11 protein-coding genes are annotated in these 12,486 nt (G+C 61.8%); 5 read left to right on the top strand and 6 right to left on the bottom strand.

Features of this window, described 5'->3' with window-relative positions; genetic code table 11:
- The first annotated feature begins 44 nt into the window (after positions 1-44).
- On the top strand, positions 45-1,151 hold the full coding sequence (locus tag BLS51_RS06200; protein ID WP_229207372.1) for a patatin-like phospholipase family protein: 1,107 nt from the start codon (positions 45-47) through the stop codon (positions 1,149-1,151).
- Here the strand turns inward: BLS51_RS06200 and BLS51_RS06195 are convergent.
- The gene (locus BLS51_RS06195) at positions 1,126-2,022 is read right to left on the bottom strand and encodes a LysR substrate-binding domain-containing protein (protein ID WP_090176530.1); all 897 of its coding nucleotides are present in this window, start codon (positions 2,020-2,022) and stop codon (positions 1,126-1,128) included. The two genes, BLS51_RS06200 and BLS51_RS06195, sit on opposite strands and share 26 nt — an antisense overlap.
- A 91-nt stretch (positions 2,023-2,113) precedes the next feature.
- Here BLS51_RS06195 and BLS51_RS06190 point away from each other — a divergent pair, with 91 nt between their 5' ends.
- The 4 genes from BLS51_RS06190 to BLS51_RS06175 are packed head-to-tail and all read left to right on the top strand — an operon-like array spanning position 2,114 to position 5,578.
- Complete coding sequence (locus BLS51_RS06190) at positions 2,114-3,607, top strand: succinyl-CoA:acetate CoA-transferase ScpC (protein ID WP_090176533.1); 1,494 nt, start codon at positions 2,114-2,116, stop codon at positions 3,605-3,607.
- 33 nt (positions 3,608-3,640) lie between these two features.
- Positions 3,641-4,768: a M14 family metallopeptidase gene (locus tag BLS51_RS06185; RefSeq protein WP_090176536.1), complete on the top strand. Its 1,128-nt coding sequence runs from the start codon at positions 3,641-3,643 to the stop codon at positions 4,766-4,768.
- A gap of 2 nt (positions 4,769-4,770) precedes the next feature.
- Positions 4,771-5,235, top strand: coding sequence for a CYTH domain-containing protein (locus BLS51_RS06180; protein ID WP_090176539.1), 465 nt, complete (start codon positions 4,771-4,773; stop codon positions 5,233-5,235).
- Positions 5,236-5,263: 28 nt separating this feature from the next.
- On the top strand, positions 5,264-5,578 hold the full coding sequence (locus BLS51_RS06175; protein ID WP_090176542.1) for a hypothetical protein: 315 nt from the start codon (positions 5,264-5,266) through the stop codon (positions 5,576-5,578).
- A gap of 33 nt (positions 5,579-5,611) precedes the next feature.
- Here BLS51_RS06175 and BLS51_RS06170 read toward each other — a convergent pair whose 3' ends face one another.
- The 5 genes from BLS51_RS06170 to BLS51_RS06150 form a co-directional block, all read right to left on the bottom strand.
- Positions 5,612-6,874 (bottom strand): DUF2863 family protein, encoded by a 1,263-nt coding sequence (locus BLS51_RS06170; RefSeq protein ID WP_090176547.1) that lies wholly within the window; start codon positions 6,872-6,874, stop codon positions 5,612-5,614.
- A 146-nt stretch (positions 6,875-7,020) separates the two neighbouring features.
- Positions 7,021-9,729, bottom strand: coding sequence for an aconitate hydratase AcnA (acnA, locus tag BLS51_RS06165; RefSeq protein ID WP_090176552.1), 2,709 nt, complete (start codon positions 9,727-9,729; stop codon positions 7,021-7,023).
- Positions 9,730-9,793: 64 nt separating this feature from the next.
- Positions 9,794-10,306: a hypothetical protein gene (locus tag BLS51_RS06160; RefSeq protein WP_090176555.1), complete on the bottom strand. Its 513-nt coding sequence runs from the start codon at positions 10,304-10,306 to the stop codon at positions 9,794-9,796.
- Positions 10,306-11,310 (bottom strand): HpcH/HpaI aldolase/citrate lyase family protein, encoded by a 1,005-nt coding sequence (locus BLS51_RS06155; protein ID WP_090176559.1) that lies wholly within the window; start codon positions 11,308-11,310, stop codon positions 10,306-10,308. The genes BLS51_RS06160 and BLS51_RS06155 overlap by 1 nt, the downstream gene beginning before the upstream one ends.
- Before the next feature lie 114 nt (positions 11,311-11,424).
- Positions 11,425-12,414, bottom strand: a complete 990-nt coding sequence (locus BLS51_RS06150) for a malate dehydrogenase (RefSeq protein ID WP_090176563.1) — start codon at positions 12,412-12,414, stop codon at positions 11,425-11,427.
- Between the last annotated feature and the right edge of the window lie 72 nt (positions 12,415-12,486).

Here is a 12,486-nt window from a genome sequence, read left to right as displayed (position 1 = left end):
ATGGCTTACAATCTCCATGTTGCAGCGCATCGTGGAGGTTGGACTTGAAACAGAAAGCCGCTTTTCCGCCGTCGTCCGCCTTGCCGGGCCAGGTCGTCCTGGTCTTGCAGGGCGGCGGCGCTTTGGGCGCCTATCAGCTGGGCGTTTACCAGGCCTTGCACGAAGCCGGCATTGAGCCGGACTGGGTGATCGGCACTTCCATCGGCGCCATCAACGGCGCCATCATCGCCGGCAATGCGCCCGAGCGCCGGCTGGACCAGCTACGCGAATTCTGGCATCGGATGGAGCGCAATTCCTTTGGCTTCGCCACCATGCCGCGTGCGGTGGCGAATGCCATCACGCTGGGGCAGGGCATTCCCGCTTTCTTTGAACCGAACCTGGCGTCGTGGTGGAATCCCGACGCGCATGTCGGCGTCGAGCATGCGTCCTTCTATCAGACCACGCCGTTGCGCACGACGCTTGAAGACCTGGTCGATTTCGATTACCTGAACGACAAGCACATGCGCATGACGGTTGGCGCGGTCAACGCGCGCACCGGCGCCATGCGCTATTTCGACAGCCGCAAGGAGCCCTTGTGCGTTGAACACGTGATGGCGTCCGGCGCGTTGCCACCGGCGTTTCCGGCGATCCGCATCGACGGCGAGCCATACTGGGACGGCGGCATTTATTCCAACACGCCGATCGAGGCGGTGCTGGATGATGAGCCGCGTCGGCAGTCGGTGATCTTCTCTGTGCAGGTGTGGAATCCGGATGGCAGCGAGCCGCAAAGCGTGCTCGATGTGCTGGATAAGCAGAAGGAGATCCAGTACGCCAGCCGCGCCAGCAACATCGAGCAGCAGCGCAAGCTGCACCGGCTGCGTCATGTTATCCGTGAGCTGACCAGACACTTGCCGGCGGAAGAGCTGGCGCAGCAGGAAGTACGCGAGCTGGCCTCGTGGGGCTGCGGCACCGACATGCATGTGGTGTCGCTACGCGCGCCGCGCATCGGCAACGAGGACCACACCAAGGACATCGACTTCAGCGCCAGCGGCATCCGCGCCCGCTGGCAGGCCGGCTACGACGACACCCAGCGCTTCCTCAAGCTACGCCCATGGGAACAGCCGATTGATCCGATCGAGGGCATCGCTATCCACGAACTGCCGGAGCACTGAGCACTTCGTCGCAGACTGCCAGCCACGCGCGGGCGGCGTGCGACAGGTAGCTGGCTCGCCAGACATGGGCCGGTTGCCACGCCAGTTCGGGATCGGCGACTTTCACCGCATCGAGGTGGCCGATGGCGAGGCGGTGGATAAAGGGCTCGGGCAGCAGCGCCACGCCCATGCCGGCGGAGGCCATCGCCACCAGCCAGTCCCACTGGCCGCTTTGTGCGGCGATCTGCGGTTCAAAGCCGGCGGTGGCAAAGGCGGCGCGCAGCGTGCGCGTCATGGCGAAATCGTCCTTCAGCAATACCAGCGGCGTATTGGCCAGCGCTTTCAGTTTGATGGTGCTGCGGTTTTTCTGGAAGGTGCCTTGCGCGGCCAGCGCCCATACCGGGTAGCTGGCGATTGGTGACGATTGCAGGCCGAGTTCGGGATCGGCAGGCAGCACGGTCATGCCGATTTCCAGCTCGCCTTGCGCCACCTGGCGTTCAATCGCCTGGCCGGCATCTTCCTGTAGTGTCAGCGTGATGTTGGGGTGGCGCTGGCGGAAGGCTTTCAGCACGGGCGTGAACAGCAGGTTGATCATCGGCGGGATGCCGACCGTCAGTTGACCACGGTCGACCGTCTGCGTGTCGCGCACTTCGACCGCCAGCTGGCGCATGGTCGCCAGCATCTCCACGCCACGTGCGTAGACCACCTGGCCGGTGTCGGTCAGCGTCAATCGGCGGCCTTCGCGTATCAGCAGTTGCGCGCCGACTTCCTCTTCCAGCTGTTTCACCATCTTGCTGATGGTCGATTGCGTGACGTGCAGCGACTCCGCCGCCTGCGTGAAGCTGTTCAGGCGGACGGTTTCGGCAAAGTAGCGGAGCGAGCGCAGGTCCATGAATAAAAGGAATGGAAGTTGAGAATTTAAGTCATAAAACTACAGTTTTTCTGATTCTATACTGAAACAAAAGAATGAGGAGAACCCACATATGTATGAAGATCGCATCCGCCGTCCGGCGCTCATGAACAAGCTGATGAGCGCGGAGCAGGCCGCCCTTTTATTCAAGGACGGCATGACAGTAGGCATGAGCGGCTTTACCCGAGCCGGTGATGCCAAGGCGCTGCCCGCAGCGTTGGTCGAGCGTGCGCGCTCGGCCCCGCTGCACCTGACTTTGCTGACCGGCGCATCGCTGGGCAATGACAGCGATGGCCTGATGGCCAATGCCGGCGTGGTCGCGCGCCGCATGCCTTTCCAGGCCGACGCCGCGCTACGCCGCAAGATCAATTCCGGCGAGGTGATGTTCATCGATCAGCACTTGTCGGAGACGGCCGAGCAACTGCGTTCCGGCGACCTGAAGCCGGTGGATATCGCGGTCATCGAAGCGGTGGCGATCACGCCTGATGGCGGCATCATCCCCACCATGTCGGTCGGGAACACGGCGAACTTCGTGCAGCAGGCCGGCAAGGTGATCGTCGAGATCAACCTGAGCGCGCCGCTGGCGCTTGAAGGCTTTCATGATATTTACGTGCCCGGTGCACGTCCCCACCGCGAGGCTATTCCCTTGCTGACGCCATTGCAGCGCATCGGCACGGCGGTGATTACGGTGCCGCCGGAGCGTATCGCCGCCATCGTGATCACCGACAGCCCGGACAGCCCCTCCAACGCGCTGCCGCCCGACGACGAGACCGACGCCATCGCGCGTCACGTTATCACCTTCCTTGAAGGCGAGGTGAAAGCGGGGCGGATGGAGAATGATCTGCGTCCGCTGCAGGCAGGCATTGGCACCATCGCCAACGCCGTGCTGCATGGCCTGATCGATTCGCCGTTCCGTGACATGACCATGTACTCGGAAGTGCTGCAGGATAGCGCTATCGAGCTGCTGGATTCCGGCCAGCTGAAGATGGCGTCGGCGTCGTCGATCACGCTGTCGGCGGCCATGCATGAGAAATTCTTGCACAATATTGAGCAGTACCGCGAGCGCATCGTGCTGCGGCCGCAGGAGATCAGCAACCATCCGGAGATTGTGCGCCGGCTTGGCATCATCGCGCTGAACACGGCGCTGGAGTTTGACATCTACGGCAACGTCAATTCGACTCACGTCGGCGGTACACACATGATGAACGGCATCGGCGGCTCGGGCGACTTCGCGCGCAATGGCCAGCTGTCGATATTTGTCAGCAAGTCAGTAGCGAAGGATGGTGCAATTTCCAGCGTGGTGCCGTTTGCGGCGCACGTCGACCACACCGAGCATGATGTCGATGTGCTGGTGTCCGAATGGGGCCTGGCCGACTTGCGCGGACTGGCGCCGCGCGAGCGCGCGCCGCTGATTATCGAGCACTGCGCGCATCCCGACTATCGCCCGCAACTGCGCGCCTATTTCGAGGAGGCGAAGCAGGGCGGCGGCCAGACGCCGCATGTGCTGGAGAAGGCTTTGTCGTGGCACGCCCGCTATCAACGCGAAGGAAGCATGCTGGTAAAATAATGGTCATTAGCGTTCACTTAGTATTGGATCAACATGACCATTAAAATCAGCCAGAACTTCGACTCCGGCGCCATTGAAGTGCTGCGCGCCGACAGTGCAGCCACGATTGAACTGAACCTGCGCAAGGACTCGCACGCGGATATTCACCAGTGGTTCCACTTCCGCGTGCAGGGCGCGCGTGGTCAGAAGCTGACGATGCGCTTCCTGAACGCCGGCCAGGCCACGTACGCCAAGGGTTACGAGGATTATCAGGCAGTGGCCAGCTACGATACCGAGAACTGGTTCCGCGTGCCGACCAAATTCGATGGCGCGGTCATGACGATCAGCCATACGCCGGATACCGACAGCATCTACTACGCTTACTTCGAGCCGTATTCGTTCGAGCGCCATCTGCGCCTGCTGGGCGAAGTGGGTGAGCATCCGCTGGCGCGCGTGCATGACCTGGGTTCGACGGTCGATGGCCGTGACATGAACCTGGTGGTCATCGGCAAGCCGGAAGCGGAAAAGAAGATCTGGTTCATCGCGCGCCAGCATCCTGGCGAGTCGATGGCCGAGTGGTTTATCGAAGGCCTGATCGATTCGCTGCTGGACGATGCGAATCCGATCGCCCGCAAGTTGTTGCAGCGCTGCGTGTTCTACATCGTGCCGAACATGAATCCGGACGGTTCGGTGCGCGGCAACCTGCGCACCAACGCGGCTGGCGCCAACCTGAATCGCGAGTGGATGACGCCTTCGGTCGAGCGCAGCCCGGAAGTGCTGTACGTGAAGCAGAAGATGCATGAAACCGGCATCGATATGTTCTTCGACATCCACGGTGATGAGGCGCTGCCTTACAACTTCGTGGCTGGTAATGAGATGCTGGAGAACTTCAGCGATGAGCGCCGCGCCAAGCAGCAGGCCTTTATCGATCGCTACAAGGATGCGTCGCCAGACTTCCAGGACAAGGTGGGCTATGCGGCCAGCAAGTACAAGGAAGACATGCTGACGCTGGCGTCGAAGTATGTCGGCCATCACTTCGGCTGCCTGGCGCTGACGCTGGAGATGCCGTTCAAGGACAACGCCGACCTGCCTGATCCGAACGTGGGCTGGAATGGTGCGCGTAGCGCGGCGCTGGGCGCGGCGATCCTGCAGCCGATTCTGCTGTCGCTGAACGATTACTGATCATGGGCGTCGAGATCGAACGCAAGTTTTTGCTGTCCGGCGATGGCTGGATGCGCCTGGGCGAGCCGGTGTTCTTCAAGCAGGGTTATCTGTCGTCGAACAAGGAGCGCGTGGTGCGTGTGCGCATTGAGGGCGAGCGGGCGGTGATCACGATCAAGAGCGCCAACAAGGGCGCAACGCGCGGCGAGTGGGAGTATGAGATTCCTGTCGCCGACGCGGCCGAGCTGCTCGACGGTTTGTGCGAGCAGCCGTTGATCGAGAAGTACCGTCGCCGCATTACGTTCGCCGGCAATGTGTGGGAAGTGGATGAGTTCCTTGGCGTGAACGCCGGGCTGGTGGTGGCGGAAATTGAATTGCAGTCGGAAGACCAGCAGTTCGACAAGCCCGACTGGATCGGCGCGGAAGTCACCGCCGATCTGCGCTATTTCAACTCGAACCTGATTAAGCAGCCGTTCTCCACTTGGTAAGTGCTTGCTTCTGTCCTAAGCTATCAGGATGGATAACGAGGTTGCAGCGCTCAAGGCGCATATCGACGCGATCGTGCCAACGTTAGCAACGAAGGCCGACATCGAGATTTTGCGCGCGGAAATGCACAAGATGTCGGCTGAGGGGTATCGTTGGATGGTGGCGTCGATGGTGGCGATGTTCATCGGCTTCGGAGGCTTGTATTTTGCCGCCAGCCGCTCGCAGGCTGAACGCAGCCAGGCGCCGCCGGCGATACAAGTGCAGTCCCCGCCGCCTGCCGTTCCAGCCGCACAAGCCCAGGGGCCGCAGCCAATTGTGATTTATGTTACGCCGCCCAAACAGTAACAAAGCCCCGTGAGGGGCTTTGTTACTGTTGGCTTAGTGGAAGTGCTCGGTGCCGGCGGGCGCGTCTTCGGGCATTTCGGCGTGGGCCAGTTCGCCTTGCGGGTCGGCGAACAGCGGGGCGCCGCAGTCGTCGCAGAACTCGACCACATAACGCTCGTTGTGCTTCTTGATCTGCGTGACGCCAGCCGCGTTCAGGTGGGCGATGATGTCGTCCACCGGGGTCAGCGGCTTCAGCAACGCGGTCAGCGCGCCCGGACCTTCCGGCGGCGTGCCTTCCTCATCTTCCTGGCCGTACAGCGGCCATACCACGCCATAGATCACATCGCTCGACGAACGCTGCGTGAAGGCGACGCGGTATTCGTCCACCTGCGCTTCGGCGCTTTCCTCGCCGAAGCCGGCAATCACCGCGCGCAGTTCCGACGGTTGCACGTCCAGCGTGTGGGTCAGGTAGTGCACGGCGGCGCGGATCGATACCGGGCGGATCAGCTTGTCCGCTTCGCGGCAGGCCATGTAATAGGCTTCCGGCAGCAGCAGCTCGACGCCGCAACCCGGCAGCAGGCGGCTGACGGTCGACGTGGCCTGTGTGCGCCATTGCTCCAGCGCGGACGAACGCTCGGCGGCGAAGTTCGACTGGTGCTCAGGCATCTGCCAGCGGAACAGCGGTGCGCCGGCCGGCGCCACCACGGCCACCAGCAGGTAGCGGGTGTCAGCCAGGAAGGGGGCGGTTTCCGGCACCTTGGTGTCGGCCTTCAGCGCCGTGCCTTTGATGGCGGCTTGCGCCAGCTTGTGTACCTTGCCGTAGGTTTCGACATGGCTGCGTGGCAGCTGGTCGATCGAGAACAGCGTTGGCGACATGGCCAGTTGCGTGCCCTCAGCCAGCAGGTGCGCGGCGAAATGCGCCGTCAGCGTTTGCAGGATGTCGGACGGGACAGGGCCGGAGGCGATGGCGAAGCGTGTCCAGGCGAGGATGGGTGCGGCCACCAGCAGCACGTCGAACTGCTTGCTGACGCCGTCGGCCGTTTCGATGCTGATGTGACTCGATTCGCTGACCGCTTCCACGCCGTCCATCACCACGTCGTAGGCGTTCAGGTCTTCCTTGAACAGCGCGTTGAGGGTGGCGTCGATGGTGTCCTGGTGGCCGGTCTTCAGCAGTTTCTGGAGCTGTGCATCGAGAGAGTGCTCCCAGGCCCGCTCTTCGATACGGCTGGCCGCCTGCCCGACAGCCTGGGCGTAGGTGGCGAGACGCTGGCTCTCGGCAGACAATTTTTGGGATGAAGCTTTAGATGAACGACGCATAGCGCAATAAGAGTCTCATAAAAGTGAAAAAAACGGATCAGTCATACAGATCATAACCCTTATGCGACATATTGTAGATCATTCGGCAAACGTGCATAAAAAAACGCCGGGACCAGCCCGGCGTTTCAGGTGTCGAGCGCTGAAAGTTAAGCAGCCAGCAACTGGCGCAGAACGAACGGCAGGATGCCGCCGTGCTTGTAGTAGTCGACTTCGATCGGGGTGTCGATACGCAGCAGTACCTTGACGTCCTGGCTGCTGCCGTCCTGGCGGTGGATCACCAGCGTGGCCAGCTGTTGCGGCTTGATTTCGCCGTCCAGGCCTTTCAGGTCATAGGTTTCCTTGCCGGTGATGCCCAGCGATTCCACCGAATCATTGCCGATGAATTGCAGCGGCAGCACGCCCATGCCGACCAGGTTGGAACGGTGAATACGCTCGAACGAACGCACGATCACCGCCTTCACGCCCAGCAGCTGCGTGCCTTTGGCCGCCCAGTCACGCGACGAGCCGGTGCCGTACTCTTCGCCGCCAAACACCATGGTCGGGGTGCCGGCTGCCACGTACTTCATGGCCGCGTCGTAGATCGACAGCTGTTCGCCCGATGGCTGGTGAATGGTGATGCCGCCTTCGACTGCGGAACCGTCGGCTTTCGGCGGGATCATCTTGTTCTTGATACGCACGTTGGCGAAAGTGCCGCGCATCATGATCTCGTGGTTGCCGCGGCGCGAGCCGTAGGAGTTGAAGTCGGCTTTCTGCACGCCGTTTTCCTTCAGCCATTTACCGGCCGGGCCGTCTTCCTTGATCGAACCGGCAGGGGAGATGTGGTCGGTGGTGATCGAATCGCCGAACACGCCCAGTGCGCGCGCACCGGTGATGTTCGGATCGGTCACTTTCGGCGTCATCTCGAAGCCGTCGAAGAATGGTGGCTCGGCGATATAGGTCGAAGCAGGCCAGTTGTAGACCTGGCCTTCGGTCGACGACACGTGCTCCCACAGCTTGCCCGGGTTGCCCTTGACGTCGGCGTAGTTGGTCTTGAAGACTTTTGCATTCATCGCAAACTTCATCAGCTTGGCGATTTCATGCGAGGTCGGCCAGATATCGCCCAGGTAGACGTCCTTGCCGTCCTTGCCCTTGCCAACCGGCTGGGTCATCAGGTCGACGGTCATGTTGCCGGCGATGGCGTAGGCGACCACCAGCGGTGGCGAGGCCAGGAAGTTCGAACGGATATTCGGGTGAATCCGCGCCTCGAAGTTACGGTTACCCGACAGCACGGCCGAAGCGACGATGTCGTTCGAGGTGATGGCGGCGTTCAGCTCAGGCGTCAGGTCGCCGGCGTTGCCGATGCAGGTGGTGCAGCCGTAGGCGGTAACGCCGAAGCCCAGTTGCTCCAGGTAAGGCAGCAGGCCGGCGGCGGTCAGGTACTCGGTTACCACGCGCGAGCCAGGAGCCAGCGAGGTCTTGATGTGCGGCGCCACGGTCAGGCCGGCTTCAACGGCTTTCTTGGCCAGCAGGCCGGCGGCCAGCAGCACGCTCGGGTTCGAGGTGTTGGTGCACGAGGTAATCGCAGCGATCAGCACGTCGCCGCTCTTGACGTGTACGCCGTTGGTGGTGGTGTAGGTCTGGCTCAGGTCTTCCGGCTTCTTGTTGAAGCCATTTTCCGAGGTCGGTTTCGAGAACAGCTCGATGAAGTTGTTCTTCACGTTGCCGATTTCGATACGGTCCTGCGGGCGCTTCGGACCAGCCAGCGATGGCGTCACGTCGGTCAGGTTCAGTTCCAGCACGCGGGTGTAGTCGATATCGCCAGCCTTGGACACGCCGTACATGCCCTGCGCCTTGAAGTAGGCGGCAAAGGCGGCGATTTCTTCCTTGGTGCGGCCGGTGCCTTCGAAGTATTCGATGGTGGCGTCGTCGACCGGGAAGAAGCCCATGGTGGCGCCGTATTCCGGCGCCATGTTGGCGATGGTGGCGCGGTCGGTGACCGACAGCGTCTCGGTGCCTTCGCCGAAGAACTCGACAAACTTGCCGACGACTTTGGCTTTTCGCAGCATTTCGGTGATGGTCAGCACCAGATCGGTCGCGGTGCAGCCTTCGCGCAGCACGCCGGTCAGGTTGACGCCGATCACGTCCGGGGTCAGGAAGTAGACCGGCTGGCCCAGCATGCCGGCTTCCGCCTCGATGCCGCCGACGCCCCAGCCGACCACGCCGATGCCGTTGATCATGGTGGTGTGCGAGTCGGTGCCGACCAGCGAGTCAGGGTAGTACACGCCGTTGCTGTCCTTGTGGACGCCGCGCGCCAGGTATTCCAGGTTGACCTGGTGGACGATGCCGAAGCCCGGCGGCACCACGCCGAAGGTGTCGAAGGCTTGCATGCCCCATTTCATGAACTGGTAGCGCTCGTTGTTGCGCGAGAATTCCAGCTTCATGTTCAGATCCAGCGCTTTTGGCTCGCGGAAGTGGTCGATGGTGACCGAGTGGTCAACCACCAGGTCAACCGGCACCAGCGGCTCGATTTTCTTGGCGTTGACGCCCATCTTGTAGGCGACGTTGCGCATCGCGGCCAGGTCGGCCAGCAGCGGCACGCCGGTGAAGTCCTGCAGCACCACGCGGGCGACGACGAAAGGAATTTCGTCGGTGCGTTCACCGGTTGGCGCCCAGTTGGCCACCTGCTTGACGTGTTCTTCGGTGACTTTCTTGCCGTCGACGTTACGCAGTACGGATTCCAGCACCACGCGGATCGACATCGGCAGGCGGGAAATTTTGGCGCCCAGACTCTTTTCCAGGGCTGGCAGCGAGTAGAACTTGGCCTTCTTGCCCGAAATGTCGAATTCCTTAAGCGTGTTCAGAGTGTTGTGTGACATGACCTCTCCTTCGTATTGGGTATCGTCTATTTGTTAAAAAGCGTGGTGCTGCGTTCGTAATGCGTTATTGAAGCGTGTTGGCCGGCGCGTCGGCGGCGGTGGCCAGCGGCTTCAGTTGTTCGGCGTTGCGGCATTCGTTGGCCAGCTGGCGGTTCTGCTTGGAGTCCAGCAGCATGCCCTTGGCCGGGATGCCGATCCAGATCAGGCCATACAGCTTGTTCTCGAAGCGCAGCGCGCCGGTGGTGGTGCCAACGCGGGTCAGGCGGTGCAGGCGCTTCTTCCAGCGCAGCGCGATGTGGCCATCGTCGCTGGCGTTCTGGTAGATGGTGATCTTGTTGCCCAGTTCGCAGTCGAAGTCGGTGGCGGCGGTATCGGTGATGACCGGCTCGTCTTCTTCCTCGTTCGGCGCTTTCGGCTCGACCGGCTTGGCGGCGACCTTCTTGGCCTTGGCGGCCGGCTTTTTGGCGGCTTCCTTCTTGACGGGTTTTTTGACCTCGGTTTCGGCGTGGGCGCCGGCGGCAAGGGTCAGCGAGGCCAGAGCGAGGCTGCAGGCCATGAATAATTTGGAGATCGACATTAGTTTGCTTCCTGTGGCTGGTCGGTGGACGGACCGTTGAACAGCGGCGCCACCGATTCCGGCAGGCTCAGGCCCGCCAGTTTGGCGCGCTGTAGAACGGTCCAATAATATCTATAGCTGGCGCGGTCGTGCAAGCGCCCATTTTGGGAGATGGGACCCCATTGCACGGCTGCGGCTTCGTGCAGGATGGCGGCCGCCTCGCTGACTTCCGACAGGCGCGGCGTGAACGTCTTGATGATCGGCTTGATCTGGTTCGGGTGGATGCTCCACATGCGCGTGTAGCCGAATTCGGCGGCGGCGCGCTGGGCGTCATTCGCCGCCACCGCAGTGTCCTTGATCTCGGTGGTCACATTGTGCGACGGCACCTTGCCGTGCGCGTGGCAGGCGGCGGCGATGTCCAGCTTGGCCCGCACCACCAGCGGGTGGGTGAACTGGCCAGGCGTGCGCATCGCCGCGCCGGGGATCGCACCGTAGTGCGACGAGACGAAGTCCATGATGCCGAACGACAGGCACTGCACCTGGGGCAGGGCGGCGATCGCGTAGACGTCGTGTAGCGCGCCGTGGGTTTCGATCAGCACGTGCACCGGCAGGTCCTTGCGGCCGGCCTTGGCGGCGTGCGTGTTGATCAGCTTGATGGCGCGCGCCAGTTCGTCGATGCTGTTGACCTTGGGGATGGCGATGTAAGCCAGCCGCTTGGCGGCGCTGCAGATGATCTCGACGTCCTGCGCAAAGTGCGGGCTGGCGATGTCGTGCACGCGAGCGCCGATGCGGTTGAACTGGTTGTCGTCGGAGTTGAGCAGTTCCACCACCAGCCGGGCGTGGGCTTCCTCGTTGCCGGCGCTGGCGCCGTCTTCGCAATCGAGGGTGATGTCGAACAGTGGACCAAGTTCTTGTTGCAGGGCGATCGACTTGCGCATCAGCTTTTCGGAGCCGGCATAGTGATCGCAGGCGGGCAGCAGTAGCGGCTGGCGGTTACCCTGGAATAAAACCTCGGATGGGTGCATGCGGGTGGAATCTGATAATCGGTCGGTAGAAGAAATAACCGCCGCGCTGCTCTCGGCAGCGCGGCGGGTACGGCGGATCGGTTGTTTAACCGGTTCCACGAGAGGGGAGAAGGATTACGGCAGCAGGTGCTTGACGCCTTCGCGCTCTTCGGTCAGTTCTTTCAGGGTCAGGTTGATGCGCTCTTGCGAGAATGCATCGATGTCCAGGCCTTGAACGATTTTGTATTCGCCGTTTTCGGTGGTCACAGGGAAGCCGAACACGATGCCTTCAGGGATGCCGTACGAACCATCCGAAGGCACGCCCATGGTGGTCCACTTGCCGTTGGTGCCGACGTGCCAGTCATGCACGTGGTCGATGGCGGCGTTGGCAGCCGAAGCAGCCGACGACAGGCCGCGCGCTTCGATGATCGCGGCGCCGCGCTTGCCGACCGTCGGCAGGAAGGTGTTGGCATTCCATTCCTGGTCGTTGATCAGGTCCTTGACGTTTTTGCCGCCCACGGTGGCGAAGCGGTAGTCAGCGTACATGGTTGGCGAGTGGTTGCCCCACACGGTCAGCTTCTCGATGTCTTTCACCTGGGTGCCGGTTTTGGCAGCCACTTGCGACAGCGCGCGGTTGTGGTCCAGGCGCAGCATGGCGGTGAAGTTCTTGGCTGGCAGCGATGGCGCCGATTTCATGGCGATGTAAGCGTTGGTGTTGGCCGGGTTGCCGACCACCAGGACTTTGACGTTGCGCGAAGCGACGGCGTCCAGTGCTTTACCTTGGGCGGTGAAGATCTGGGCGTTGGCTTCCAGCAGGTCTTTACGCTCCATGCCTGGGCCGCGTGGACGGGCGCCGACCAGCACTGCGTAGTCGACATCCTTGAAGGCGGTCAGCGGGTCGGCGTGGGCGGTCATCTCGGCCAGCAGCGGGAATGCGCAGTCGTCGATCTCCATCATGACGCCTTTCAGCGCTTTTTGTGCCTTCTCGTCGGCGATTTCCAGCAGTTGCAGAATAACTGGTTGGTCCTTGCCGAGCATGTCGCCGTTGGCGATGCGGAACAGCAGTGCGTAGCCAATTTGACCGGCGGCACCGGTGACAGCAACGCGCAATGGGGTTTTAGCCATGATGAATCTCCAAAGTGTGTAAGTAAAACGTTCTTGAAGCTGGACCGTTGCCCGGTCCGGGAAATCGTAATC

Origin of the sequence: Duganella sp. OV510 (assembly GCF_900100205.1) — a bacterium.
GTDB lineage: Bacteria > Pseudomonadota > Gammaproteobacteria > Burkholderiales > Burkholderiaceae_D > Rugamonas.
Note: the sequence above shows the minus strand (reverse complement) of the source record. Positions and strands in the feature narration are given on the sequence as shown.

Excerpts from the sequence above, each read along its gene's own strand:
- BLS51_RS06195 (WP_090176530.1), bottom strand. The coding sequence starts at position 2,022 with ATGGACCTGCGCTCGCTCCGCTACTTTGCCGAAACCGTCCGCCTGAAC.
- BLS51_RS06190 (WP_090176533.1), top strand. The coding sequence starts at position 2,114 with ATGTATGAAGATCGCATCCGCCGTCCGGCGCTCATGAACAAGCTGATG.
- BLS51_RS06185 (WP_090176536.1), top strand. The coding sequence starts at position 3,641 with ATGACCATTAAAATCAGCCAGAACTTCGACTCCGGCGCCATTGAAGTG.
- BLS51_RS06180 (WP_090176539.1), top strand. The coding sequence starts at position 4,771 with ATGGGCGTCGAGATCGAACGCAAGTTTTTGCTGTCCGGCGATGGCTGG.
- BLS51_RS06175 (WP_090176542.1), top strand. The coding sequence starts at position 5,264 with ATGGATAACGAGGTTGCAGCGCTCAAGGCGCATATCGACGCGATCGTG.
- BLS51_RS06170 (WP_090176547.1), bottom strand. The coding sequence starts at position 6,874 with ATGCGTCGTTCATCTAAAGCTTCATCCCAAAAATTGTCTGCCGAGAGC.
- acnA (WP_090176552.1), bottom strand. The coding sequence starts at position 9,729 with ATGTCACACAACACTCTGAACACGCTTAAGGAATTCGACATTTCGGGC.
- BLS51_RS06160 (WP_090176555.1), bottom strand. The coding sequence starts at position 10,306 with ATGTCGATCTCCAAATTATTCATGGCCTGCAGCCTCGCTCTGGCCTCG.
- BLS51_RS06155 (WP_090176559.1), bottom strand. The coding sequence starts at position 11,310 with ATGCACCCATCCGAGGTTTTATTCCAGGGTAACCGCCAGCCGCTACTG.
- BLS51_RS06150 (WP_090176563.1), bottom strand. The coding sequence starts at position 12,414 with ATGGCTAAAACCCCATTGCGCGTTGCTGTCACCGGTGCCGCCGGTCAA.